Below are 25,635 nucleotides of genomic sequence, written 5' to 3'. Positions count from 1 at the left end.
GTAGGAAGATTCCGGAGACTTTATAAGGGGATTTCCAATACCGCCTCACCGCTGCTGACGAACACGCGTTCCCCCGGCCCGGGCCGCACCGGATGGCCGCCAGTGAAGGCGCCGAACGATGGCAGCACCAGCCGTTGCGGCGACATCAGGAAGCATGGCAGCAGCACGGATTCCCACCCGGCGCGCAGCCGGTACACGGGGTGCACGTGGCCGGCCATGACATACGCCGCCGACAGCACATCGGGGTGATGGCAAAACGCGAACGGCCCCAGCGGGTACGGCTCGTCGACCATGGCGATCTCCAGCTGCGGCGGCGGGTCGCCGGCATGCGCGTCATGATTGCCGCGCACCACGGTCAGCCGCAACGACGGATGGCGCCGGCGCCACGCCAGCATCGCCGCCAGCGTGGACGGCGCGTGCGCCGCCCTGGCGTGCAGGAAGTCGCCCAGGAACAGGATCTCGCGCGCCGCGTGCCGCGCCAGCAAGTCGTCCAGCGCCAGCAGGTTGGCGCTGGTGGTGCCGGCCGGCACCGGCACACCCAGCGCGCGGAACGAGGCCGCCTTGCCGAAGTGGATGTCGGCCACCACCAGCGTCCGCTCGCGCGGCCAGTACACGGCCTTCTGCGGCAGCAGCAGGAGTTCCTCGCCGGCGACGTGCAGCTTCATGGCCCGGCCGCCTTTTCCAGTTCGCGCACCAGACGCGCCACGCGGTCCGACAATTTTTCGGTGCTGAGTTTTTCGCGGAAGCGCTCCACCATCAGCGCGAAGCCGAATGGTGTGGCGCGCTTGATCGGATGGAAGGCCACCCTGCGCGACTGCAACGCCAGCAGCGTGGCGCGCAGGCGGCCCAGCTCCAGTTCCTGCTCCAGCACCTCGCGCTGCGCCTGCGTCAGCAACAGGTTGCCGGCGTCATGCTTGCTGAACACGGCGAAGAACAGCGAAGACGACGCCTGCAACTGACGCGCGCTCTTGCCCTGCCCCGGATAGCCCTGGAACACCAATCCGGCAATGCGGGCGATCTCGCGAAAGCGCCGCTGCGACATCTCGCTGGCGTTCAGGCTGGCCAGCACATCCTCCAGCAGATGTTCCGTGCTGAACAAGCTCGCGTCGGCGCCATGCGCCACGTTCAGCAACCCGCCCCAATCGAGTTCCTGCGCGCACAGCAGCTCCAGACCGTAATCATTGATGGCGATGGAGAACGTCACCGGCATCATGCGGCCCACGCGGTAGGCCAGCAACGCGCCCAGCCCCACGTGCACCGAACGGCCCGCGAACGGAAACATGAACAGGTGGCGGCCTTCGCGGCTGTGAATGGTTTCGACCACCGTGACTTCGCCGGTCGGCAGCGACGACCAGCGCTGCTGTATCTCCAGCAGCGGCTTGAGCGCCCGCATTTCCGGCCCGTCGTAGCGGCCATCCTCCGCCCGTTGCAACTGCGCCAGCGCCGCGTGCGCGAGTTCGGACGACATCGGCATGCGGCCGCCCTGCCAGCGCGGCACCGCGCCGCGCGCGCCGGTGGCGCGGCGCACATAGGCCGTCATCTCATGCAGCCGGACGAATTCCAGGATGCGGCCGGCAAACAGGAAATGATCGCCCTTGCGCAACCGCGCGATGAACGACTCCTCCACGCTGCCCAACCGGCCGCCGCTCACATACTTCACCTGCAGCGACGAATCCGACACGATGGTGCCGATGCCCATGCGGTGCCGCCGCCCCAGCGCCGCGTCCGGCACGCGGTAGACGCCCTCCTCGTCCGGCAGCACGCGCCGGTATTCCGGATAGGCCACCAGCGTCTGCCCGCCACGCGCGACGAAGTCCAGCGCCCATTGCCATTCCTCGTCCGTCAGGTTGCGGTAAGACCAGGCGCCGCGCACTTCCGCCAGCAGCTCCGCCGAGCGGAAGCCACCGCCCAGCGCCATCGTCACCAGATGCTGCACCAGCACGTCCAGCGGCTTGTCCGGCACCGGCCGCGCCTCGATATCGCGCGCGGCGACGGCCTGGATGGCGCCGGCCGCCTCCAGCAGCTCCAGGCTCTGCGTCGGCACCAGCGTCAGGCGCGACACCCGGCCCGGCGCGTGTCCGCTGCGGCCGGCCCGCTGCAGCAGGCGCGCGATGCCCTTGGCGCTGCCGATCTGCAGCACGCGCTCCACCGGCAGGAAGTCCACGCCGAGATCCAGGCTGGAAGTGCACACCACGGCTTTCAACTGCCCCTGCTTGAGGCCCTGCTCCACCCACTCGCGCACCTCCTTGTCCAGCGAGCCGTGGTGCAGCGCGATCAGCCCGGCCCAGTCCGGGCGGGCATCGAGCAGATGCTGATACCACAGCTCCGCCTGCGAACGCGTATTGGTGAACACCAGCGTGGTGGCATGCCGCTCGATTTCTGCGATCACCGGCAGCAGCATCTGCACGCCGAGGTGCCCTCCCCAGGGGAAGCGCGAAGGGTTTTCCGGTATCAGCGTGTCGATCACCAGTTGCTTGGCGACGTGCCCCTCCACGATCACGCCATCCGGCGCCAGCACGTCGCGCGCGCGCTCAAGATTGCCCAGCGTGGCCGACAAGCCCCACACCAGCAGCGCCGGATTCCAGCGCCGCAAGCGCGCCAGCGCCAACTGGGTCTGCACGCCGCGCTTGTTGCCCATCAGCTCGTGCCATTCGTCGATGACGATCATCGCCAGATGCTTGAAACGCTCGGCCGCGTCGGGATGGCTGAGCAGCAGCGTCAGGCTTTCGGGCGTGGTGATCAAGGCGTCCGGCAAGCGCTTGTTCTGGCGCGCGCGCTGGGCCGAGCTGGTGTCGCCGGTGCGGGCCTCGACCTGCCAGTCGGGCGCGGCTTCCTGCAAGGCGCGCAGCGTGTCGGCCGCCAGCGCGCGCATGGGCGTGATCCACAGCACGCGCAGACCGGCGGGTTGACGTCCGCCAGCCGCGCGCAGAGCGGCCACACGCCGCAGGGCGGCGAACCAGACGGCGTAGGTCTTGCCGGCGCCGGTGGTGGCGTGCAGCAGGCCCGAGCGGCCGGCGGCGGCGGCTTCCCACACGGCGCGCTGGAACGGGAAGACGGTCCAGCCGCGCTCGGCAAACCAGGCGTCCGCGTTCATGGGGCGGCCAGCAGGTTCTTCAGCGAAGCCAGCGTGTCGGCTTCCTCGATCGTTTTATCCTCGCGCCGGCGCAGGATGCGCGGGAAGCGCACCGCCACGCCGGACTTGTGGCGCGGCGAGCTGGCGATGCCTTCAAAGCCGATTTCAAACACCATGCTCGGCGTAACGCTGCGCACCGGGCCGAACTTCTCGATGGTGGTCTTGCGGATGGCCTGGTCGACCTGCGCGATCTCGGCGTCGGTCAGGCCGGAATACGCCTTGGCGAACGGCACCAGCTTGCGCTCCTCGTCCCACACGGCAAACGTGTAGTCGGTGTACAGCGAGGCGCGGCGGCCGTGGCCCGCCTGCGCGTAGATCAGCACCGCGTCCACGCTGTAGGGATCGATCTTCCATTTCCACCACGTGCCCACGCTCTTGGTGCGGCCGACGCCGTAGCGGGCGTCGACGGCTTTCAACATCATGCCTTCCACACCGCGCTCGCGCGATTCCTCGCGGATGCGCGCCAGATGCTCCCAGCTGTCCGCCTCGATCAGCGGCGCCAGACGCAGTTGCGGCGCGCCTTGCAGGCTGCCGATCAATTGCTCCAGCAGCATGCGCCGCTCGGCCTGCGGCAGGTCGCGCAGGTCGCGGCCATCCAGCTCCAGCAGATCGTAGGCCACCATCACGGCCGGGAACTCGCCCAGCACGCGCGCCGAAACCTGCTTGCGGCCCATGCGTTTCTGCAGGTCGGCGAATGGCGCCGGCGCCGTGCCGCCATGCCAGATCAGGATTTCACCATCGAGCACCACGCCATCCGGCAGGCGCAGCACGGCCAGTTCCGGGAAGCGCTCGGTGATCAATTCCTCGCCGCGCGACCACAGCCAGTTCTTGCCCTCCCGCCGCACCAGCTGGGCGCGCATGCCGTCGTATTTCCATTCGGCCTGCCATTGCGACAGCTCGCCCAGCGTGGCCGGATCGCGCTCCAGCTGGTGGGCCAGGAAGAAGGGATACGGCTGGCCGCCGCGCTGCGCCTGCTCCTGCGGCGTGTGCGCGGCGATCAGTTGCAGGAAGCCGGCGGCGGTGGGACTGATGCTGCCGTCGGTCCAGCCCATCAGGCGTTGCGCGATCAGCTTGCCATCGAGGCCGGCCACGGCGCTCAGCGCGCGCGTCACCAGCAGGCGCGACACGCCGACGCGGAAGCCGCCGCCGATCAGCTTGGTGAGCAGGAAGCGTTCGCGGGTGTCGAGCTGGTCCCAGTAGGTGAACAAGGCCGCGCGCACGGCCTCCGGCGCGGCGCCGCGCAAGGGCGCGATGCCCAGCTCGATCCAGTCGGCCAGGCCGATTTCGCTGGGATGCTTGGGCGGCGGCAGGATGTGGGCGATGGTTTCGGCCAGGTCGCCGACGGCGTGGTAGCACTCGTCGAACAGCCATTCGTCGAGGTTGGCGTACTCCATGGCGTATTGGCGCAGCAGCTTGGTCGGCACCGCCTGTCGCGGCTTGCCGCCGGCCAGGAAGTAGACGGCCCAGGCGGCGTCCTGCGGCGCGGCGGTGGTGAAATAGGTTTGCAGCGCGGCCAGCTTGCGGCTGGTGGCGGTGGTCTCGTCCAGCTCGGCGTACAGGAGGGCGAAGTCACGCATGGCCGTCCTCCGCGGCGGGCGCCGCGTCCTCGGCCTCGTCGTCGCCGTATTCGGTGTCGAAGCCGCTCGCCTGCAAGCCCTGTTGCCGCAGCCAGCGCACCAGCACGGCGATCGAGCCGTGCGTGACGATCACGCGCTGGGCGCCGGTGGCGGCAATCGCCTGCAGCAGCCCCGGCCAGTCCGCATGGTCGGACAGCACGAAGCCGCGATCCACGCCGCGCCGCCGGCGCGCGCCGCGCAACTGCATCCAGCCGCTGGCGAAGCCATCGCTGAAATCGCCAAAGCGCTTGATCCAGGGCGAGCCGCCGGCCGATGGCGGCGCCAGCACCAGCGAGCGGCTCAGCTCGCTCTTGGCGACCTCCCCCACCATCACGGTGGGCGGCAGCCACACGCCGCTATCGCGGTACACCTGGTTCAGGCCCTGCACCGCGCCGTGGCAGACGATCGGACCGATGCCTCTATCGAGTCCGCTCAGGATGCGCTGCGCCTTGCCGAAGCTATAGCCAAGCAGCACGCTGGTGCGCTCCTGCGCCGCGTTGGCGGCCCACCAGGCGTTGATCTCGTCGTAGATTTCCTGTTGCGGCCGCCAGCGGTAAATCGGCAGCCCGAAGGTCGATTCGGTGATGAAGGTGTCGCAACGCACCGGCTCGAACGGCGCGCAGGTGCTGTCGGCCTCCACCTTGTAGTCGCCGGACGCCACCCACACCTCGCCGCGATATTCCATGCGCACTTGCGCCGAGCCCAGCACATGGCCGGCCGGATGCAGCGACACCGTCACGCCGTTGTGCAGCACCCGCTCGCCATACGCCAGCCCGGTGATGTTGACCGGCCCCAAGCGCGACTTCAGCACATGCACGCCGGCGGCGGCGGCGAGGTAGTGCTGGTGGCCGCCGCGCGCGTGGTCGCCGTGCGCGTGCGTGATGACGGCGCGCTCCACGGGTCGCCACGGGTCGATGTAAAACTGCCCGGGCACGCAATACAAGCCCTCCCGGCGCACGATCACCATATCTGCGGACATAAACGGCTTTCGAACAAAGATAAGCGATTATGCCGCGTGGCCACGGCGTCGTCTGTCAGGCAACGCACCGAGCTACAGGCTGTCGATCACCTCCGCCATGAAGTCAACGTTGTCATTTTCCTCATGGTCGATGATCACGCGTTCCTCGCCGATCATGAGCAGGGCTTCGATGTCGAGGGCGCCGGGCGGCGGCGGGAGCGCCTTGGGGTGCTTGTCACACGCTGGGTCGGTGTTCTTTTTTCTGGTTGACATAGTGACTCCCCACGGGTTTTTCTCACCAGCGTAGCCCCTCAAAAGCACGAGCGCCATCAGATACCGCTTACAAATGGGGTAGGATATAGCCCTGTTTTTTACAACCGCATTCCGATCATGACTTTCACCCTCAGCGACACCACCTACGGCACCGACAGCGCCGATGCCAAAAACGCCATGTACGACGATCTGCGCCCGCAACTGCAGGGCCTGGTCCACGGCGAAACCGACCTGATCGCCAACACCGCCAACTTCAGTTCGCTGGTGTTCAACAGCATGCCGGGCCTGAACTGGGCCGGCTTCTATTTCCTCAAGGGCGATGAACTGGTGCTGGGGCCGTTCCAGGGCAAGCCGGCCTGCATCCGCATCAAGAAGGGGCGCGGCGTATGCGGCACCACCGTGGTGGAGGGCAAGTCCATCGTCGTGCCGGACGTGCACGCCTTCCCCGGCCACATCGCCTGCGACGTCAACTCGCGTTCGGAGCTGGTGGTGCCGGTGCGCGGCGCGGATGGGACCATCGTCGGCGTGTTCGACCTTGACAGCCCGCTGCCGAACCGCTTCGACCAGACCGACGCGGCCGGCATCGAATCGCTGGTCAAGGTGCTAGAAGCCACGCTGGCATAAATCCTCCGGCGTCCCATCCGGGGTCAGGTCCTCCATTTCTACACGGCCCCAGCCGTAGCAAGAGCTACGGCTGGGGCCGTGTAGAAATGGAGGACCTGACCCCGGAGTGGGCGCGCGCCAGCAGCAGCTGGCGTTCGCGTTCGTTGTGCGTCAGTTCGGCGGCGCGCTGGAATTCGACGCGCGCTTCGTCGTTGCGGCCCAGCTTGGCGAGCAGGTCGCCGCGCACGCTGGGCAGCAGATGGTAGTTCTTCAGGGCCGGCGCCGCCAGCAACCCATCCACCACTTCCAGCCCCGCCTGCGGGCCGTAGGCCATGGACAGCGCCACGGCGCGGTTCAATTCCACTATCGGTGACGGCGACAGTTGCGACAACGCGTCGTACAGCGCGGCGATGCGCTGCCAGTCGGTGTCCTCCGCGCGGCGCGCGCGCGCATGACAGGCGGCGATGGCGGCCTGCAGCGCGTAGGGGCCGAAGCCGCGCGAGGTTTGCTCGGCGCGCGCCAGCGCGGCCAGCCCCCGCCGTATCAGCAACTGGTCCCAGCGCGTGCGGTCCTGCTCCAGCAGCAGGATGGGCTCGCCCTTCGGCCCGACGCGGGCCCGGGCGCGCGAGGACTGGATTTCCATCAGCGCCACCAGCCCATGCACCTCCGGTTCATTCGGCTGCAGCCCGGCCAGGATGCGCCCCAGCCGCAGCGCTTCCTCGCACAGGGCCGGCCGCATCCAGTCGGCGCCGGCGCTGGCCGAATAGCCCTCGTTGTAAACCAGATAGATCACTTGCAGCACCGAGGCCAGCCGCTCGCCCAGCTCGTGTGCGCGCGGCGCCTCGAACGGCACCTTGGCCTCCGCCAGCGTGCGCTTGGCGCGCACGATGCGCTGCGCCACGGTTTTCTCCGGCACCAGGAAGGCGCGGGCGATTTCATCGGTGCTCAGGCCGCCCAGCATGCGCAGGGTCAGCGCGACGCGGCCATCGGTGGGCAGCACCGGGTGGCAGGCCACGAACACCAGCCGCAGCAGGTCGTCGCCGATGTCGTTTTCCAGCGCGTTGGCCACCTCGGCCTCCAGGTCGGGCGCGGCGTCCCGCAGCTGGTTGTCGATCTCGTAGCTGATCGCCGCCTCCTTCTCGGCGTGCATCTGGCGGTGGCGCAGCGCGTCGAGCGCGCGGTTCTTTGCCACCGTGGTGAGCCAGGCGGCCGGCTGCTCCGGCACGCCGGTCTCGGGCCAGCGCTCCAGCGCCTGCACCAGCGCGTCCTGCGCCAGTTCCTCGGCCTGGCCGACGTCGCGCAACATGCGCGCCAGCACGGCGATGATCCTGGCGGACTCCATCCGCCACACCGCCTCGACGATTTTGTGGACCTCAGCCGCCACGGGCCGCTTTGCTGAAGGCGTTGCGCAAGCCGGCTTCCAGCAGTTCGGCGCGCATGCGCGCCTCGGCCGCCACCATCTCCGGCGTGAACTCGGTGTGCGACACGCGCTCGCACGCCTCGCGCACCTCCAGCGTGATGTCGCCCGGCTGCGGATAGGGATAGGACTTGGCCCAGGCGATCGCCTCCTCCATCGAGGCCGCCTGCAGCATCCAGTAGCCGGCGATCAGTTCCTTCACCTCGGTGAACGGGCCGTCCACCACCGTGGTCCTGGAGTTGGCGTAATGCACGCGCGCCGCGTTGGCCGTGCCCTTCAGGCCCTCGCCGGCCAGCAGCACGCCCTGTTGCACGCCCTGCTCGTTGGTGGCGTTCATGACGTCGATCACTTCCGGCGGCGGCACCGCGTCCGCCTCGCTGTCGGCGTCCGAGCGCAGGAACACCACGTAGCGCGTCAATTCCTCCTTGCGCCGCGGGATGGTGCCGGCGGCCGTGCCGCGCTCGTCGAAGCCGACGCAATTGCCGGGGCAGCCCGCGTCGCGGATTTCATAGACCGCGCCGCTGTCGAACAGGGGCCACCAGCGCACCTGCTCGATGATGTCGGCGCGCGACTCGGCCTCCAGCAGCACGAAGCCGGCCACCAGCTCCTTGGGCGGGAACGGGCCGCGCACCTCGCTCCATTCGCCGTCGCGGCGCAGCAGCCGCACCGCCTGCGCGCTGGGGCGCAGGAAGGTGCCCGGCTCCAGCGCCGGGGGTTGTATGCCTCGTTCCGTGCTCTGATTGGCGCGGCGCAGTACCATGAATTCCATTACATCGTGCTCCAGACTGGTCTCAGCCGATAAGGTATCACAAGCGGGCCCGCAGGGACTCCTCCTGCGCCGCCAGTTCCGGCGTGACGGCGTCGCCGAAGTCGCTCAGCTCGAACACCTGGCGGATTTCGATTTCCGACGGCGTGTCGAACGGATTCGGGCAACGCTTCATCCACTCGATGGCCTCCTCCTTCGACTTCACCTGGATCAGCCAGAAGCCGGCGATCAACTCCTTGGTCTCGGCGAACGGACCGTCGATCACGGTGCGGCTGGCGCCGTCGTAGCGGATGCGCGCCCCCCGGGAACTGGGATGCAGGCCCTCGCCGGCCAGCAGCACGCCGGCGTTGACCAGTTCCTCGTTGAACTTGCCCATAGCCGTCAGCAACTCCGTGCTGGGCATCTTGCCGGCCTCGGAGTCGGCGGTGGCTTTCACAATGACCATGAATCGCATGGGATTCTCCTTATTGGCAATCGCTGGGCATCTGTTCCTTCATGGCGGCCATCATTTCTTCCGGCGTCATGTCCTTGATGTGGGTGGCGATCGACCAGTGATGCCCGAACGGATCGGTCACCTGGCCGTAGCGGTCGCCCCAGAACATGTCGGCCGGTGGCATGCGCACGGTGGCGCCGGCGTCCACCGCCTGCTTGAAGGCCGCGTCCACGTCCGGCGATGACAGGTGCAGCGTGACCGGGCTGCCCTTCAGCGCCTTCGGCCCCAGGCCGCCGTACTGCGGGAAGTCGTCGGCCAGCATGATGGTGGAATCGCCGATCTTGATGGCGGCATGCATCAGGCGGCCGTTTTCACCCGGCATGCGCATGATTTCGACCGCGTTAAAGGCTTTTTTGTAGAACTCGATGGCGTCGGCGGCGCCTTCGCATACCAGGTGGGGAGTGACGGTGTGCAATTGATTGTCCATGATGGTCTCCTTCGTAGGTTGAACAGGTAACTCTATACCTACGACGAAGCAGCACCTCAGAAATCGACACGGTTTTTCAAATTTTTTTGAAGCGTAGCGAAAAAGTCGTCAAGCCCGGCTGGCTGGCCACGGAGATGTTACCTCCATGCAACTCCATGATGGCGCGCACGATGGACAGCCCGAGCCCGGCGCCGGCGGAGCGGGCCTGGTCGGCGCGGTAGTAGCGGTCGAAGATATGCGGCAGGTGCGCCGGATCGATGCCGGGGCCGCTGTTGGCCACGGCAATCTCGACGCCCTCCTCCCCTTGGCGCGCCGACAGCGTGACCGCGCCGCCGGCCGGCGTGTGCGCCAGGGCGTTCGCCATCAGGTTGCTGACGGCGCGCTGCAGCAGCACCGGATCGATGCTGGCCCGCAGCGGCTCGGCCTCCACGCCCAGGCGCACGCCGGCATCGTCGGCCAGGAACTCGAAATAATCGTGGATGCGCTGCAGCTCGGCCTGCAGGTCCAGCGGTTCGCGCTTCAGCGCCAGCTGGGCATTGTCGACCCTGGCCAGGAACAGCGTGTTGTCGATCATGCGCGACAGCCGCTCGTATTCCTCGAAGTTGGAGGCCAGCAGCGCCTGGTATTCCTCCACCGTGCGCGCGCGCGACAGCGCCACCTGCGTCTCCATCATCAGCGTATTGAGCGGCGTGCGCATGTCGTGCGCCAGATCGGCGGCGAAGCCGGACAGGCGCTGCACGCCGTCCTCCAGCCGGTTCAGCATGGCGTTGAAGGCCGCGCCCAGCTCACGCAGCTCCACCGGCGCATCCTGCACCGACAGCCGGGTGTTCATGCGGCTGGTGCTGATGTCGTTGGCCTTGGCCACCACCGAACGCAATTGCCGCATGCTGCGATGAACGATCACATAACCCAGCAGCGTCGCCAGCAGCGCGCCGCCGCCCAGCGCCAGCAACAGGTCGCCGGCGTAGACGCGCAACACCTGCAGCCGGTCGGAGCGCTCGCGCGCCAGCGTGACCTGTACCGGATCGGCGCCGGCCTGGCCGGTGGCGCGCACCATGCGGCCGACGCCGCTGGCCGGCTGCCAGTCGTGAATGTCGTCCAGCGTCAGCGCGCGCTGGGCCGGCACGCTGTCCACTTGCGGCAAGGGGCGCGAGGTCACCGCGGTTTGCAGCAGCGGCTTGCCATCGGCCGCGTTCACCCGCAACATGAAATCGTTATGGCCGTACAGCGTATCCTTCAACGCATGCGCCTCACGGCGTACCGCTTCCGCCGAAGGCATGCCGGCGATCAGGTGGCGCACCTGGTCGGCCTTGACGATCAGCTCCACGTCGTCGCGGCTGCTCATCTGCCGTTGCAGCGTGTGATACAGATAGGCACCGACCGCCAGGAAACTGGCCACGCTCACGGCCGCCAGCAGCAGCGCCACACGCAGCGTCAGCGACAGCGGCCGGCCGCGCCGCCAGCTCACGGCCGTGGCTCCAGCAGATAGCCCATGCCGCGCACCGTCTGCACCAGTTTCAGGGAATAGGGGTCGTCCACCTTGGCGCGCAGGCGGCGGATCGCCACGTCCACCACATTGGTGTCGGAATCGAAATTCATGTCCCACACCATGGAGGCGATCTGGGTGCGCGACAGAACCTCGCCCTGGCGCTTGGCCAGCAGGTGCAGCAGCGCGAATTCCTTGGCGGTGAGGTCGATGCGGTCGGCGCCGCGCGTGACGCGCCGGCGCAGCACGTCGATTTCCAGGTCGGCCACGCGGATGATGTCGGCCTCGCGCACCGGGCCGCGCCGCAGCAGCGTCTTGACCCGCGCCAGCAACTCGGCGAAGGCGAACGGCTTGACCAGGTAATCGTCGGCGCCCAGCTCCAGGCCCTTGACGCGGTCGGCCACGTCGTCGCGCGCGGTCAGGAACAGCACCGGGGTTTCCTTGCGCTCGCGCAGGCGCGCCAGCACGGTCCAGCCGTCCATTTGCGGCAGCATCACGTCCAGCACGATCAGGTCATAGTCGTGTTCCTGCGCCAGCGCCAGGCCGTCGACGCCATTGCGCGCCAGGTCCGCCACGTAGCCGGATTCCTGCAGGCCTTTGACCAGATAGTCGCCTGCTTTCGGTTCGTCTTCAACAATCAGTATTTTCATGATGTGTTCATTGTCGGCTTTTTGCCGTGCCGCCGGGATTACAAATCTGTCATTTGGGCGTCATCTTCCTGTCAGTGCCCGCTCCTTAGACTGGCCACATCTTCACTCCACCACGAAAGGAAGCATCATGTTCAAAGCACTGCGCATCACCATCATCGCCGCAACCCTGGCCGCCGGCGCCGCCCACGCCTCGGTCAATCCGAATCCGCAATTCGGCATGGCGGCGGCACCCGCCAACGCCGACCGCCACATCGTCATCAAGGCCGACACCAAATGGGTCAACGTCGACAACGGCGACACCGTCACCTTCGAGATCGACGGCAAATCCTTCACCTGGCATTTTGACACGCTGCACAGCGAACAGGCCTTCGACCTGGCAAAAATCGCCCCGGCAGGCATCAACGCCGGCATGGTCACGGTGTACGTCGCCAGCAACCCGCTGTACCGGGGCTGATCCGGTGCGGGCCGCCATCGCTGCCTGCCTCGCCGTCCTGCCGCTGATCGCGGCAGGCGCACACGCGCAGGAACACCAGCACCACCACGGCGGCGCGGACTCCGCGCCCGCCACACCGCCCACCTTCGTCGCCAGCAGCGCCAAGCCGTTCAGCGCCCTGATGGACGACGCCATGAACGTGATGGACGCCGGCATGCGCCAGGCGCCCATGAACGGCAATCCCGATCACGACTTCGTCACCATGATGATGCCCCATCACCAGGGCGCCGTCGATATGGCTAAAGCCGTGCTGCTATCCACCCAGGACCCGGAAATCCGCAATCTGGCGCTGGGCATCATCGCCGAGCAGCAGATCGAGATCAAAGTCATGCAGGCCTGGCTGCAAAACCACAAGGAACCCACCAAATGAAATCATTCGCCTTTGCCGCGGGCGCGCTGCTGTGCGCCCAGGCTTTCGCCGCCTCTTCGCCGCTGGACCGCGTTTATACCGCTGACCAGAACACCAACACCGTCTCCGTCTTCAGCCCGGCCACCAACACCCTGCTCGGCCAGATCAAGCTGGGGAACGCCCGGCCGGACGTGCTGTCGCCGCTGTATCGCGGTGAGATCAACGTCCACGGCCTGGGCTTCTCGCCCGACCACAAGACGCTGATAGCCATATCCAACGGCTCCAACTCGGTGACCTTCATCGACACCGCCACCAACAAGGTCAAAGGCAAGACCTACATCGGCCGTTCGCCGCACGAGGGTTTCTTTACCGCCGATGGCAAGGAAGTCTGGGTGGTGGTGCGCGGGCAGGACTACATCTCGGTCATCGATCCGCTCACGTTCACGGAGACGCGGCGCATCCAGACCGACGTCGGTCCGGGCATGGTGCAGTTCCATCCGAACGGCAAGCTGGCATTCGTGGTGTCCAGCTTTACCCCGGTGGTGGACATCATCGACGTCGCCTCCCACACCGTCGTCAAGCGCATCGACGTAGTCAGCCCGTTCTCGCCGTTCCTGCAATTCACGCCGGACTTCAGCGAGATCTGGATGACGCACAAGGACGTCGGCAAGGTCACGCGCATCAGCACCGCCACACTGGAGGTCACCGGCGTCATCGACACCGGTCTGATTACCAACCACCTGGCGTTCGCCAAGGTGGGCGGCGAGGTGCGCGCCTATGTGACCGTGGGCGGCGAGAACCTGGTCAAGGTGTACAGCACCGGCAAGCAACCCAAGCTGCTGGCGACCATCGCCACCGGCGCCCTGCCGCACGGCGCCTGGGCCTCGGACGACAACACCCGCGTCTACATCGGGCTGGAGAACGGCGACGGCATCCAGGTCATCGACACCGCCACCAACCGGATCGTCGCCACCGTCGCCGGCGGCATGGCGCCGCAAGCGCTGGTCTATCTGTCCAACGTGGCGCCGTCGGCGGAGGACCGTTCCAACCTCGGCGCCGCCGTGCCTACTTCGCCGCTTCCAAAATAAGGTCGGCAATCTCGCGGGCGTGCGAGATCATCGAGACGTGGCTCGATTGCAGCTCGATGGTCCTGGCGCCCATGCGCCTGGCCAGGAAGCGCTCCAGATCCGGCGATGTCGTGCGGTCATTGGCCGATACCGCGTAATAGGTCGGCTTGAGCTTCCACGCGGCCTGCGTGGTGCGGCTGCCGAACAGGGTTTGCGAAATGCGTCCCTGCCCGGCATACAGCACCCGCGCGCGGGCCGGATCGAGATCGCCGGCGAAGTCGCGCACAAACGCCTCCTCGCTCAGCTGCGCGAAGCCATCGGCCGACTTGACCAGGCCCGCGCTGGCCGGCGGCGCCGGGAAACGGGCCGCCAGCGCGCCGTAATCCTCGCCGGCATCCGGCGCGCGCGCCGCCACGTACACCAGCGCCTTCACCTTGGGATCGCCGCCGGTCTCGCTGATGACGGTGCCGGCCCACGAATGGCCCACCAGCACGGTCGGGCCATCCTGCAAGGCCAGCACGCGGCGCGTGGCTTCGGCGTCGTCCGCCAGCGACGTCAATGGATTCTGCACCGAGGTCACATGCTTCCCTGCCTTTTGGAGAAGCGCGATCACTTCATTCCAGCAGGAGCCATCGGCATACGCTCCATGTACTAATACGATATTGTCGACCGCGGCCGACGCCGCGCCGGAAAACAGGGCGGCGAAGGCGCCGGCAAGTAACAGCTTTTTCATGGTGATTTCCTTGTGGGTTGATGGTGAGCCCAGTATAGAAACCGCCCCCTGACCGCAACATGACGGCCAGATTACAAGCAGATGACAAAACCGCGAGATACACACCGATACATGCCAGAAACAATTCTTAAGTCAGCCGTCATGATTAAGAAGCTAAAATTATTCACTAATGTAGCAATCTCTTTGCGCCGCGACTCCGCCGCCGCATACCGTCTTTCCCTGGGGGTAAGCTTGTGTTAATTGATATCGTCCGCGTGGCGCTCCGGCGCCCCTATACATTTGTGGTCATGGCCCTGCTGCTGCTGATCGTCGGTCCGCTGGCGGCGCTGCGCACGCCGACCGACATCTTCCCGGACATCAAAATCCCGGTGATCGCGGTGGCCTGGCAGTACACCGGCCAGCCGCCGGACCAGATGGCCGGGCGCGTCTCGACCCTGTTCCAGCGCGCCCTGACCACCACGGTGAATGACATCGAGCACATCGAGGCCAACACCTTCACCGGCGTCAGCATCGTCAAGATCTTCTTCCAGCCGGGCGTCAACATCGCGGTGGCCAACGCGCAGGTGACGGCCATCTCGCAATCGCTGCTCAAGCAGATGCCGGCCGGGATCACGCCGCCGCTGATCCTGAACTACAACGCCGCCACCGTGCCGATCCTGCAGGTGGCCCTGTCCGGCAAGGGCCTGTCCGAACAGCAGCTGTCCGACCTGGGCACCAACACGGTGCGCACGCCACTGGTCAGCGTGGCCGGCGCGGCGATCCCGCTGCCGTACGGCGGCAAGCAGCGCCAGGTGCAGATCGACGTCGATCCGGCGCTGCTGCAGGCGCGCGGCCTGTCGGCGCAGGACATCGCCAACGCGCTGGCCGCGCAAAACGTGCTGACCCCGGTCGGCACGCAGAAAATCGACTCGCTGGAATACACCATTCAGCTCAACAGCGCCCCTTCGGCGATTGCCGATCTCGCGCGCCTGCCGGTGAAAGTGGTCAATGGCGCCACCATCTACCTGGGCGACATCGCCAACATCCACGACGGCAACGCGCCGCAGACCAACGTGGTGCACGTGGATGGCAGCCGCTCGGTGCTGATGTCGGTGCTGAAGAACGGCTCGACCTCCACCCTGGCCATCGTCGATGGCATCCGCGAGAAAATCAACACGCTGAAGTCCGGCTGGCCGGAAGCGCTGACCGTCACGCCGATCAACGACCAGTCGGTGTTCGTGCGCGCCGCCATCAAGGGCGTGGCCTCGGAGGGCGTGATCGCCGCCGCGCTGACCAGCCTGATGATCCTGCTGTTCCTCGGCAGCTGGCGCTCGACCATCATAATCGCGGTGTCGATCCCGCTGTCGATCCTGGGCTCCATCATCGCCCTGTCCGCGCTGGGCGAATCGCTCAACCTGATGACGCTGGGCGGCCTGGCCTTGGCGGTGGGCATCCTGGTGGACGACGCCACCGTCACCATCGAGAACATCAACTGGCATCTGGAGCAAGGCAAACCGGTGGAGGCGGCCATCCTCGACGGCGCGGCCCAGATCACCACTCCGGCCTTCGTCTCGCTGCTGTGCATCTGTATCGTGTTCGTGCCGATGTTCTTCCTGGACGGCGTGTCGCGCTTCCTGTTCGTGCCGATGGCCGAGGCGGTGATCTTCGCCATGATCTGCTCCTTCATCCTGTCGCGCACGCTGGTGCCGACCATGGCCAACTACCTGCTCAAGCCACACGACACCGGCGAGGGCCATGCCCACGCCCACGGCGGCACTGGTGCGCCTGCACCGTCGCGCAATCCGCTGGTGCGTTTCCAGCGCGCGTTCGAGGCCCGCTTCGAACGCCTGCGCGCCGCCTACTCCGGCGTGCTGGAATCGGCGGTGGCCAACCGCCGGAAATTCATCATCGGCTTCCTGCTGGTGGTGGCGGCCTCGTTCTCGATGGTGCCTTTCCTGGGCAGTAACTTCTTCCCGTCGGTGGATGCCGGCCAAGTGCTGATCCACGTGCGCGTGCCGGTCGGCACCCGTATCGAGGAAACCGCGGCCCGCTTCGCCCGCATCGAGCAAGCCATCCGCCGCGTGATTCCGGCCGAGCAGATCGTCACCCTGACCGACAACATCGGCCTGCCGGCCAGCTCGATCAACACGGTCTACAACAACACCGGCACCATGGGCACGCAGGACGGCGACTTCCAGATCGCCCTGAGCGAGGACCATGCGCCGACCGCCGACTACGTGCGCAAGCTGCGCAAGGTGCTGCCGGAAGAATTCCCGGACACCACCTTCTCCTTCCCGCCGGCCGACATCGTCAGCCAGATCCTGAACTTCGGTTCGCCGGCCCCGATCGACGTGCAGATACGCGGCGCCAAGATCGACGACAACTACGCCTACGCCGACAAGCTGCTGAAACGCATCCGCGCCATTCCGGGCGTGGCCGACGCCCGCATCCAGCAGTCCAACAAGTCGCCGGTGTTCAACGTCGACATCGACCGCACCCAGGCGCAGCAGCTGGGCCTGACCACGCGCGACATCACCAACAGCATGGTGGTCAACCTGGCCGGTTCCTCGCAGGTGGCGCCGACCTTCTGGCTGAATCCGGCCAACGGCGTCAGCTACCCGATCGTGATGCAGACGCCGCAACCGCAGCTCGATTCGCTGTCGGCGCTGGCCAATCTGCCGGTCGGCAATGGTTCCACCGCCGGCACCGCCACCCTGGGCGGCGTGGCCCGCTTCGAGCGCGGCACGCAGTCGGCCATCGTCAGCCAGTACGACATTCAGCCGATGGTGCAGATCTACGCCACCACCCAGGACCGCGACCTGGCCGCCGTGGCCAAGGACATCAACAAGCTGCTGGAAGAAACCAAGGCCGAGCTGCCGAAAGGCTCGTCGGTGCAGATGCTGGGCCAGGTGAAGACCATGGACCGCGCGTTCGCCGGCCTGCTGTTCGGCCTGCTGGGCGCGGTGGTGCTGATCTACCTGCTGATCGTGGTCAACTTCCAGTCCTGGCTCGACCCGGCGGTGATCGTCTCGGCGCTGCCGGCCGCGCTGGCCGGCATCGTCTGGATGCTGTTCGCCACCAACACCACGCTGTCGGTGCCGGCCCTGACCGGCGCCATCATGTGCATGGGCGTGGCCACCGCCAACTCGGTGTTGGTGATTTCCTTCGCCCGTGAACGCCTGGACGAGCTGGGCGACGCCACCAAGGCCGCGCTGGAAGCCGGCTCGGTGCGCTTCCGCCCGGTGCTGATGACCGCCCTGTCCATGATCATCGGCATGCTGCCGATGGCGCTGGGCCTGGGCGACGGCGGCGAGCAGAACGCGCCGCTCGGCCGCGCCGTGATCGGCGGCCTGATCTTCGCGACCACCGCCACCCTGCTGTTCGTGCCAGTCGTGTTCAGCCTGGTGCACCGCAAGCACGCGCCCAAATCCCGATCCAACGACCAACCCATTTCCGGAGTACCTGTCCATGTCTAACACTTCTCGTACGGGTCACAAGCCGCTGGCCCTGGGCCTGATCGTTCTCGCCGCCGCGCTGGTGGCGACCGGCGTGATCAGCCGCCGTTCGCAAGCCGAACAAGTCAAGGAAGCCAGCAAGCCGCTGGTGCCGCTGGTGAGCGTGCTGGCCGCCGGGCAGGTCACCGGCGCGCCGCTGGAACTGCCGGCGCGCATCGAACCGTGGCAGCGCGCGCCGATCTATGCCCGCGTCAGCGGCTACCTGAAAAGCTGGAGCACCGATATCGGCGCCCAGGTTAAATCGGGCCAGACCCTGGCCGATATCGAAACGCCCGACCTCGACCAGCAACTGCTGCAAGCCAAAGCCGAACTGGCCACCGCGCGCAGCAACCTGACCCTGGCGGCCAGCACCGCCAAGCGCTGGCAGGGCCTGCTGGCGGCCGACGCCGTCTCGCGCCAGGAAGCCGACGAGAAGGCCGGCGACCTGGCGGCCAAGCAATCGGCTGTCAACGCCATGCAGGCCAATGTCGACCGCGTCCAGGCGCTGCAGCGCTACACCCGCCTGGTGGCGCCGTTCGACGGCGTGGTCACGGCGCGCAACACCGACGTGGGCGCGCTGATCAGCGTTGGCGGCGCGCCCGGCAGCGAACTGTTCGTGGTGTCCGACATCAGCCGCCTGCGCGTGTACGTCAACGTGCCGCAGCGCCAGGTGGCCTCCATCAAGGTGGGCGACAAGGCCGAGCTGAGCGTGCCGGAACGTCCGGGCAAGGTCTTCACCGCCACCGTGCAGTCGCTGTCGCAGGCCATCAACGCCAGTTCCGGCGCCATGCTGGTGCAGCTCACCGTGCAGAACGACAGCCGCGAGCTGCTGCCGGGCGGCTATGCCTCGATCCATTTCGACGCGCCGCTGGCCAGCGCCGCGCTGAGCATTCCGCCAAGCGCGCTGATCTTCAACAAGTCCGGCACCCAGGTGGCGACGCTGGGCAAGGACAACCGCGTGGTCGTCAAGCCCATCACCATCGGCCGCGACCTCGGCAACCTGCTGGAAGTCGCTTCCGGCATCGACCGCAACGACCAGGTCATCGCCAACCCGCCGGACGGCGTGACCACCGGCGACGTGGTGCGCGTGGCGGCCGCCACCACCAACGCGAAGGCCAAGCTGTGAAGATCCTGTACGCCACTACCCTCGCCCTGGCGCTGGCCGCCTGCGCGCAAGCGCCGGTGCGGCAGCCGCCGGCCGTGCCATTGGCCGGCGGCTTCCGCGACGTGCCCGCCGGCTGGGCCGACGCCAACGCCCAGGCGCCGCTGCTGCCGCCCGACTGGTGGACCATGTACCGGGATCCCCAGCTCGACCAGCTGGAACAGCAGCTGATCGCCAACAGCCCCGACCTGGCCAGCGCGCTGGCGCGCTACAAGCAGGCGCAGGCCGCCACCGGCGTGCTGCGCGCGGCGCAATCGCCGACGCTGGGGGTGTCGCTGAACGGCCAGCGCGACCGCCAGTCCGACCTCAAGCCGCTGCGCGGCGCCACCTCGCCGGCCGAGTACAACAGCGGCACGCTGCAATTCGACCTCGGATACGAAGTCGACCTGTGGGGCCGCATCAGCCAACAGGTCAGCGCCGGCGAGGCGCAGGAACGCGCCGCCAACGCCGACCTGGCGGCGGCCCGCCTGTCGCTGCAGATCCAGCTGGCCGACACCCTGCTGGCCCTGCGCGGCGCCGACGCCGACATCAAGCTGCTGCGCGAAACCGAGGCCGCCTACCAGCGCCAGGCCGAGCTGATGACGCGGCGCCACGACGGCGGCAACGCTTCCGGCCTGGATCTGGCGCGCGCCGAAACGCAGCTGGAATCGAACCGCTCGGTGCTGCGCCAGCGCCTGGCCCAGCGCGACGTGCTGGAACACGCGATCGCCGCCCTGGTCGGCGCCAGCGCCTCCAGCTTCACGCTGCCACCGGCCGCCGATCAGCACTTCGTCACGCCGGCCGTGCCGGTGGGCGTGCCCTCGCTGCTGCTACAACGCCGTCCCGACATCGCCGCCGCCGCGCTGCGGGTGGCGGCCGCCAGCGACCAGGTCGGCGTGGCGCGCAGCGCCCTGTTCCCGTCGCTGACCCTGGGCCTGAGCACGGGCCTGCAGAGCAGCGACTTCGGCCGCTTCGCGCAAGCGTCCAATCTGTTCTGGGCGGTCGGTCCGACGCTGGCGGTCAGCTTGCTGGACGGCGGCCGCCGCAAGGCGCAGATCGCCGGCGCCGAAGCCCAGCTGGACGAGGCCGGCGCACGCTACCGCTCGGTGGTGCTGGGCGCCTTCCAGCAGGTGGAAGACCAGCTCACCCTGCTCAACAACTATGACGAGGCGGCCCGGTTCGACCACCAGGCCGCCGCCGCGGCCGGCCGCGCGCTGGACCTGGCCAAGCAGCGCTACGACCAGGGCGCGGCCAGCTACCTGGAGGTGGTGACGGCGCAAACGGCCTATCTGCAGGCGCGCCGCAGCGAGCTGGACCTGACCACGCGCTACCGCCAGGCCGGCGTGCAGCTGGTGAAGGCCATCGGCGGCGGCTGGTCGGCCCCCCTCTAGCCAGCGGGACAGGCAGGTTCGGCGCCATGGCGCTACAATGGCACCATCCAAGTTGATTGAAAAGGAGTATGTGATGGGTGATAAAGCGATCAAGATCGACATCGGCCTTTCCGATGAAAGCCGCGCCACCATTGCCGCCGGCCTGTCCGGCCTGCTGGCCGACAGCTACACGTTGTACCTGATGACCCACAACTTCCACTGGAACGTCAAGGGCCCGATGTTCAATTCGCTGCACCAGATGTTCATGACGCAGTACACCGAGCAGTGGGCCGCGCTGGACCAGATCGCCGAGCGCATCCGCGCGCTGGGCTATCCGGCGCCGGGCACCTACGCCCAGTTCGTCAAGCTGGCCACTATCAAGGAAATCGAAGGCGTGCCGAACGCGCTGGACATGGTGCGCCATCTGGTGGCGGCGCAGGAAGCCACCGCCCGCACCGCGCGCAAGCTGCTGCCGGTGGTCGACGAGGCCGACGACCAGCCCACCGCCGACCTGCTGACCCAGCGCCTGGACGTCCACGAGAAAACCGCGTGGATGCTGCGCAGCCTGCTGGAAGAGTAAGCCCTACATCGCCGGCGCCGCGTCCCCGTGATACGGCGCCGCGCCATCAAGCCGCGCCGGCACGCTCAGGCCGGCGCGCTCGGCCAGCTGGTCGACGGCGTCGACGATTTCCTCCTGCGCCAGGTGCGGCAACATGTGCCCCATCTCCGGCAACAGCACCAACTCACTGTCCGGCAAGGTCTTGTGCAGCCGTTCCGAATGGCCGTGCGGATCCATCACGCGGTCGTTCTCGCCGGCCATGATGGTGACCGGCATGCGCAGCTCGCCGTAGCGCCCCTCCAGCACGGCCGCGCCCGGGATCATCAGCGCCGCCTCGGCCGCCGTGGCGCGCACCTGCGACGGCCGCAACAACATCCACGGCGGTTCGCGCCGGAAACTGTTCGGCACCGCGCAGGGACTGAACATGCCCTTGGCCGTCAGCGGCCACATCAGCCGGCCCAGCAGCGGGGAAACCGTGTTGCGCATCAGGCCGCCCACCAGCGGCAGGGCCGGCATCGCCGCCACCGGCACGTCGAGACGGGGGCCCGGATAATAGTACCCGGACAGCAGCACCAGGCCGCGCACGCGCTCCGGCTGCTGCAGCGCCATCGCCAGCGCCACCAGCGTGCCCCATGAATGTCCCAGCACCAGGTATTCAGCGGCGCCCAGTTCGCCCAGCGCCTGGTGCAGCAGCGTGGCTTGCGCGTCCGGCGTCCAGCTGACGCCGCGCGGACGGTCGCTGTAGCCGAAGCCGGGGCGGTCGAAGGCGATCACGCGATAGGTCCGCGCCAGCCGTTCGAGCAGGCCGCTGCGGCGGAAATCGTCGGCCATCACCATATTGCCGTGCAGGAGCACCAGCACCGGGCCCTCGCCCTGCTCGAGGTAGTGCAGCCGCAGGCCGTCGACCTCGACGAAGCTGCCGGCGGGCGGATGGGCGCGCTCGGTGCGCGCGCTCTGGACGCGCACGAGGAGATAGGCGGCGGCCAGCGTGGCCGCCGACAACAGGCCGGCGTTGCGCCAGCGCTTGCCGCGCTGGGCGGCGGGGTTCAGGATATCAAGGTCAGGCATCGCGCTCTCCGGTCAAATCCATGTGACCCGGCCAGCGCGCCGCGAGTTCCTCAGGTCAGAACTCTTCCCACTCCTGGCTGCTGTCGGCCGCCGGCTTGCGCGGCGCGGCCGGCTTGGCGGCGGGCTTGGGCGTCAGCTTGAGCGCGGGTCTGGCGGCGGCCGGCCGGGCCGCCGCCGGCCTGGGCGCTGGCGCCGGGCGGCGCGCGGCGCCGTCGCCCGCCACCTGGAACACCGCCACCATCTCGGCCAGCTTGGCGGCCTGTTCCTGCATCGCTTGCGAGGCGGCCGCCGCCTGCTCCACCAGCGCGGCGTTCTGCTGCGTGACGTTGTCCATCTCCGCCACCGCCGTGTTGATCTGCTCGATGCCGATCTCCTGCTCGCGTCCGGCCGAGCTGATTTCGGTGATGATGTCGGTAACGCGCCGCACGCTGGTGACGATCTCCTGCATGGTGGCGCCGGCCTCGTTGACCAGCGCGCTGCCGCTGCCGACCTTTTCCACCGAATCGGTGATCAGCGCCTTGATGTCCTTGGCCGCCGCCGCCGAGCGCTGCGCCAGGTTGCGCACCTCGGTGGCCACCACCGCGAAACCGCGCCCCTGCTCGCCGGCGCGCGCCGCCTCCACCGCCGCGTTCAGCGCCAGGATATTGGTCTGGAAGGCGATGCCGTCGATGACGCCGATGATGTCGGCGATCTTGTCCGACGATTCGGTGATCGAGCCCATGGTGTCGATCACGCGCGTGACCAGTTCGCCACCCTTGAGCGCGATGTCCGAGGCCGAGGCCGCCAGCGCGTTGGCCTGCCGCGCGTTGTCCGAATTCTGCTTGACGGTGGAGGTCAGTTGTTCCAGCGAGGACGCGGTCTCCTCCAGGTTGGCGGCCTGCTGCTCGGTGCGGCGCGACAAGTCCAGGTTGCCGGCGGCGATCTCGCTGCTGGCGGTGGCGATGGCGTCGCTGCCCTCGCGCACGCTGCGCACGGTGCCGGCCAGCCGTTCCTGCATTTGCCGCAGGCCCTCCATCATCTCGCCCATCTCATCCTTGCGCCCGAGCTCGATCTGGTTGGCCAGGTTGCCGCCCGCCATGGCGTGGAAATGGTTGCGCGCCTGGTCCAGCGGCTGCATCACGGCGCGCAGCAACAGCATGCCGGAGACGCCCGCGATCAGGATGCCGGCCACGATGGTGACGATCGCCAGCGTCATGTTGCGCTGGTAGTCGGCCTGGCTGGCCTCGTACTGGTCCGCCGTGGATTTCAGCTGGTAGCTGGAGAGCTTTTCGGAGGCGTCCGTGTAGAGCCGGAACAGGCGCGTGACCTCGCTCAGCATCAGGCGGTCGATCTCGGCCTTGTCCTTGTTGTTGAGGGCCTTGATGGCCGCCTGCAAGCCATCCTTGATCAGCGCCTGGCGCGTGGCGTCGACCTGGTCGGCCAGCAGCTTCTCGCCCTCGCCGAACGGCAGCGCCAGATAGCTCTTCCAGAATTTCTCGTTACCATCGAGGAAACCTTGCGCCCTTTTCAAGGTGTCCTCCACGTTGGCCGCGTCCGGGCTCAGCGCCACGCGGTCCAGCGACAGGCGCGCGCGGTCGATCTGGATCTGCGCCTCGTAGATCGCCTTCATCGACACCATGGCGTTCGAGTACACGTCCTTGAGCACATTGTTGGAGGTGTGCAGCGCGGCGATGCCGCGCGCGCCGATAAAGATGATGAGTACGCCCAGCAGCGCCATGGTGGCGATCAGCCGGGTGCGAATGGTCAGGTTAGCAAGCATCATGTCTCCCCTTATTCTGGCTTATTGTGTTATCCCAGCTTAGACCAATCATTTCTACATAACAATACCATCCCATCAAAAAGCGCCCGGGTGTGGCGGCGCGACCGTTGCCGCGCGCGGCGCGGTTACCCAATGCGCTATACTGGAAGTCCACCCGCGTTGCCGGCCAGGAGCCACCATGCGGCCTGTTTCGAGCTTTTTCTACAGTTTCAAGTTCAAGATCACCGCACTGGTCATCGCGCTGGTGTCGTTCGCCGGCATCGGCGCCGGCGGCATCTCGTTGCTGATCGCGGAATCCGAGCTGCGGCTGGTCATCGCGCGCCAGGAACTCTCGCTGCTGGCCGGGGCGGCCGCGTTCATCGACAATGACTTGCAAAACAAACGCCAGTTGCTGAGGTCGGTCACCGAGGAAATCAACAATCGCGGCCTGGGGCTGGATGAGATCCAGGCCCAGCTGGAATCCCACGAAAGCCTGCGCGACGCCTTCTTCAACGTCAACGCCTTCGACCTCTCGGGCAACCTGGTGGCCAGCCTGCGCGACCGCCGCGCCAAGCGCGTCAACATCACCGAGCGCAAGTATTTCCAGGACACGCTGCGCCTGCAGGAGGGCGTGCTGTCGGCGCCGTTCAAGAGCACGCTGTCCGGCCAGCCGGTGGTGGTGCTGACCCAGCCGCTGCGCGACGCCGAGGGCAGGCTGACCGGCATCCTGCTGGGCGCGATCGACCTGCTGCGGCCCTCGTTCTCGGCCCAGCTGGACACGCTGCGCGCGGGCGCCGACGGCTATCTGTTCATCGTGACCGACCAGGGCGTCTTCGTGCACCACCCGGACAAGAGCCGCATCCTGGAACGCGGCGACGACGGCGCCGGCACCCTGCTGGAGGCGGCGCTGCGCACGCCCGAGGGCTGGGAGGACGGCATCCTCGACGACGGCGTGCCGGTGCTGCTGGCGCACAAGCACCTGCGCGAGGCCGACTGGACCATCGGCCTGTCCTACCCCGTGCGCAGCGCCTTCGCCTCCATGCTGAGCGTGCGGCTGCGGGCGCTGCTGGGCGCGACCATGCTGACCGCCGTGGCCGGCCTGTTCGGCTGGCTCATCACCAAGAACCTGCTGCGGCCGCTGCGGCGCCTGCACCGGCACGTGGAGGACATCAGCGAGGGCCGCGCCAACATCGCGGTGTTTGACGTGGCCCGCAAGGACGAGTTCGGCCACCTGAGCCGCGCCTTCTTTGGCCTGTCGCAGCGGCGCGAGCAGGCCGAGCTGGAGCTGCACCGGCTGGCCACCACCGATGTGCTGACCGGCATCAACAACCGCCGCATGTTCGACGCCTTCCTGCCGCAGGCGCTGGCGCGCGCGGCCCGCTCGGGCCAGCCGGTGGGCCTGGCCATCCTCGACATCGACCACTTCAAGGCCATCAACGACACGCTCGGCCATGCGGCCGGCGACCAGGTGCTGATCGAGTTCGCGCGCCGCCTGACCACCGCCGTGCGCACCACCGACACCGTGGCCCGGCTGGCCGGCGACGAGTTCGTGATCGTGTTTGAACAGCTGTCGTCCTCGACCGAGATGGACGTGCTGGGCAGGAAGATCATCGAGGCCATGCAGCCGCCCTTCCCGCTGGCCGCCGGCCAGCGCGAGGTCCGCACCAGCGTCGGCATCGCCGTCACCACCAGCGCGGCGTCCACGGCGGAGGAAGTGATGCGCGCCGCCGACCAGGCGCTGTACGGCGTCAAGGCGGCCGGCCGCAATGGCTACGCGGTCAACCCGGTCGGCGCCGAGCGCGTGGTGCGCGTGCGCTGACGG

General features: G+C 67.7%; 22 protein-coding genes and 1 pseudogene. 9 read left to right on the top strand and 14 right to left on the bottom strand.

Translation table 11 applies throughout. The features are described 5' to 3' along the window. Nucleotides 1-20: 20 nt before the first annotated feature. From pdeM to FHW83_RS17915, 5 genes are all read right to left on the bottom strand, one after another. Nucleotides 21-665: a ligase-associated DNA damage response endonuclease PdeM gene (gene pdeM / locus FHW83_RS17935; RefSeq protein WP_176647710.1), complete on the bottom strand. Its 645-nt coding sequence runs from the start codon at nucleotides 663-665 to the stop codon at nucleotides 21-23. After that, a complete protein-coding gene (locus tag FHW83_RS17930; protein WP_176647709.1) occupies nucleotides 662-3,094 on the bottom strand; it encodes a ligase-associated DNA damage response DEXH box helicase in 2,433 nt (810 codons plus the stop codon). The genes pdeM and FHW83_RS17930 overlap by 4 nt, the downstream gene beginning before the upstream one ends. Beyond that, a complete protein-coding gene (locus tag FHW83_RS17925) occupies nucleotides 3,091-4,710 on the bottom strand; it encodes an ATP-dependent DNA ligase (protein WP_176647708.1) in 1,620 nt (539 codons plus the stop codon). The genes FHW83_RS17930 and FHW83_RS17925 overlap by 4 nt, the downstream gene beginning before the upstream one ends. Then, on the bottom strand, nucleotides 4,703-5,728 hold the full coding sequence (locus FHW83_RS17920; RefSeq protein ID WP_176647707.1) for a ligase-associated DNA damage response exonuclease: 1,026 nt from the start codon (nucleotides 5,726-5,728) through the stop codon (nucleotides 4,703-4,705). The genes FHW83_RS17925 and FHW83_RS17920 overlap by 8 nt, the downstream gene beginning before the upstream one ends. Nucleotides 5,729-5,800: 72 nt before the next feature. Beyond that, complete coding sequence (locus FHW83_RS17915; RefSeq protein WP_176647706.1) at nucleotides 5,801-5,980, bottom strand: hypothetical protein; 180 nt, start codon at nucleotides 5,978-5,980, stop codon at nucleotides 5,801-5,803. A 117-nt stretch (nucleotides 5,981-6,097) separates the two neighbouring features. Here FHW83_RS17915 and FHW83_RS17910 point away from each other — a divergent pair, with 117 nt between their 5' ends. Further along, on the top strand, nucleotides 6,098-6,604 hold the full coding sequence (locus FHW83_RS17910) for a GAF domain-containing protein (RefSeq protein ID WP_304506227.1): 507 nt from the start codon (nucleotides 6,098-6,100) through the stop codon (nucleotides 6,602-6,604). Between the two features lie 64 nt (nucleotides 6,605-6,668). Here FHW83_RS17910 and FHW83_RS17905 read toward each other — a convergent pair whose 3' ends face one another. From FHW83_RS17905 to FHW83_RS17880, 6 genes are all read right to left on the bottom strand, one after another. Beyond that, nucleotides 6,669-7,925 (bottom strand): RNA polymerase sigma factor, encoded by a 1,257-nt coding sequence (locus FHW83_RS17905; RefSeq protein ID WP_176647882.1) that lies wholly within the window; start codon nucleotides 7,923-7,925, stop codon nucleotides 6,669-6,671. A 31-nt stretch (nucleotides 7,926-7,956) separates the two neighbouring features. Continuing rightward, nucleotides 7,957-8,769, bottom strand: a complete 813-nt coding sequence (locus tag FHW83_RS17900) for a YciI family protein (protein WP_176647705.1) — start codon at nucleotides 8,767-8,769, stop codon at nucleotides 7,957-7,959. A gap of 37 nt (nucleotides 8,770-8,806) precedes the next feature. Further along, entirely contained in the window at nucleotides 8,807-9,220 is a 414-nt protein-coding gene (locus FHW83_RS17895; protein WP_176647704.1) for a YciI family protein, read from the bottom strand. A gap of 10 nt (nucleotides 9,221-9,230) precedes the next feature. Next, a complete protein-coding gene (locus FHW83_RS17890; RefSeq protein ID WP_176647703.1) occupies nucleotides 9,231-9,686 on the bottom strand; it encodes a VOC family protein in 456 nt (151 codons plus the stop codon). Nucleotides 9,687-9,762: 76 nt separating this feature from the next. After that, nucleotides 9,763-11,154 (bottom strand): heavy metal sensor histidine kinase, encoded by a 1,392-nt coding sequence (locus tag FHW83_RS17885; protein WP_176647702.1) that lies wholly within the window; start codon nucleotides 11,152-11,154, stop codon nucleotides 9,763-9,765. Further along, the gene (locus tag FHW83_RS17880; RefSeq protein WP_176647701.1) at nucleotides 11,151-11,822 is read right to left on the bottom strand and encodes a heavy metal response regulator transcription factor; all 672 of its coding nucleotides are present in this window, start codon (nucleotides 11,820-11,822) and stop codon (nucleotides 11,151-11,153) included. Before FHW83_RS17880 ends, FHW83_RS17885 begins: the two co-directional genes overlap by 4 nt. 127 nt (nucleotides 11,823-11,949) lie before the next feature. Here FHW83_RS17880 and FHW83_RS17875 point away from each other — a divergent pair, with 127 nt between their 5' ends. From FHW83_RS17875 to FHW83_RS17865, 3 genes and pseudogenes are all read left to right on the top strand, one after another. After that, nucleotides 11,950-12,276 (top strand): CzcE family metal-binding protein, encoded by a 327-nt coding sequence (locus tag FHW83_RS17875; protein ID WP_176647700.1) that lies wholly within the window; start codon nucleotides 11,950-11,952, stop codon nucleotides 12,274-12,276. Nucleotides 12,277-12,280: 4 nt separating this feature from the next. After that, the gene (locus FHW83_RS17870; RefSeq protein ID WP_176647699.1) at nucleotides 12,281-12,685 is read left to right on the top strand and encodes a DUF305 domain-containing protein; all 405 of its coding nucleotides are present in this window, start codon (nucleotides 12,281-12,283) and stop codon (nucleotides 12,683-12,685) included. Continuing rightward, nucleotides 12,682-13,728, top strand: a pseudogene (locus FHW83_RS17865) (YncE family protein); the annotation flags it as partial. The gene FHW83_RS17870 and the pseudogene FHW83_RS17865, both read left to right, overlap by 4 nt. 1 nt (nucleotide 13,729) lies before the next feature. Here the strand turns inward: FHW83_RS17865 and FHW83_RS17860 are convergent. Further along, nucleotides 13,730-14,464, bottom strand: a complete 735-nt coding sequence (locus tag FHW83_RS17860; protein WP_176647698.1) for an alpha/beta fold hydrolase — start codon at nucleotides 14,462-14,464, stop codon at nucleotides 13,730-13,732. A 233-nt stretch (nucleotides 14,465-14,697) separates the two neighbouring features. Here FHW83_RS17860 and FHW83_RS17855 point away from each other — a divergent pair, with 233 nt between their 5' ends. The 4 genes from FHW83_RS17855 to FHW83_RS17840 all read left to right on the top strand — a co-directional run bounded on the left by FHW83_RS17855 (nucleotide 14,698) and on the right by FHW83_RS17840 (nucleotide 21,028). After that, a complete protein-coding gene (locus tag FHW83_RS17855; RefSeq protein WP_176647697.1) occupies nucleotides 14,698-17,919 on the top strand; it encodes an efflux RND transporter permease subunit in 3,222 nt (1,073 codons plus the stop codon). Then, complete coding sequence (locus tag FHW83_RS17850) at nucleotides 17,912-19,063, top strand: efflux RND transporter periplasmic adaptor subunit (protein ID WP_176647696.1); 1,152 nt, start codon at nucleotides 17,912-17,914, stop codon at nucleotides 19,061-19,063. The genes FHW83_RS17855 and FHW83_RS17850 overlap by 8 nt, the downstream gene beginning before the upstream one ends. Next, nucleotides 19,060-20,469, top strand: a complete 1,410-nt coding sequence (locus FHW83_RS17845) for an efflux transporter outer membrane subunit (RefSeq protein WP_373997231.1) — start codon at nucleotides 19,060-19,062, stop codon at nucleotides 20,467-20,469. The genes FHW83_RS17850 and FHW83_RS17845 overlap by 4 nt, the downstream gene beginning before the upstream one ends. A gap of 73 nt (nucleotides 20,470-20,542) precedes the next feature. Continuing rightward, entirely contained in the window at nucleotides 20,543-21,028 is a 486-nt protein-coding gene (locus FHW83_RS17840; protein ID WP_155465105.1) for a Dps family protein, read from the top strand. Nucleotides 21,029-21,031: 3 nt separating this feature from the next. Here FHW83_RS17840 and FHW83_RS17835 read toward each other — a convergent pair whose 3' ends face one another. Both FHW83_RS17835 and FHW83_RS31080 read right to left on the bottom strand, forming a co-directional pair. Further along, nucleotides 21,032-22,075 (bottom strand): alpha/beta fold hydrolase, encoded by a 1,044-nt coding sequence (locus tag FHW83_RS17835; RefSeq protein WP_176647695.1) that lies wholly within the window; start codon nucleotides 22,073-22,075, stop codon nucleotides 21,032-21,034. A gap of 55 nt (nucleotides 22,076-22,130) precedes the next feature. Then, nucleotides 22,131-23,837 carry a methyl-accepting chemotaxis protein gene (locus FHW83_RS31080; RefSeq protein WP_176647694.1) on the bottom strand — a complete coding sequence of 569 codons (1,707 nt, stop codon included), beginning with the start codon at nucleotides 23,835-23,837 and terminating at the stop codon, nucleotides 22,131-22,133. A gap of 175 nt (nucleotides 23,838-24,012) precedes the next feature. Here FHW83_RS31080 and FHW83_RS17825 point away from each other — a divergent pair, with 175 nt between their 5' ends. Further along, nucleotides 24,013-25,632, top strand: a complete 1,620-nt coding sequence (locus tag FHW83_RS17825; protein ID WP_176647693.1) for a sensor domain-containing diguanylate cyclase — start codon at nucleotides 24,013-24,015, stop codon at nucleotides 25,630-25,632. Nucleotides 25,633-25,635 lie beyond the last annotated feature (3 nt).

This window comes from Duganella sp. SG902 (assembly GCF_013376005.1).
Classification (GTDB): domain Bacteria; phylum Pseudomonadota; class Gammaproteobacteria; order Burkholderiales; family Burkholderiaceae_D; genus Rugamonas.
This window is presented reverse-complemented; position numbering and strand designations above follow the sequence as displayed.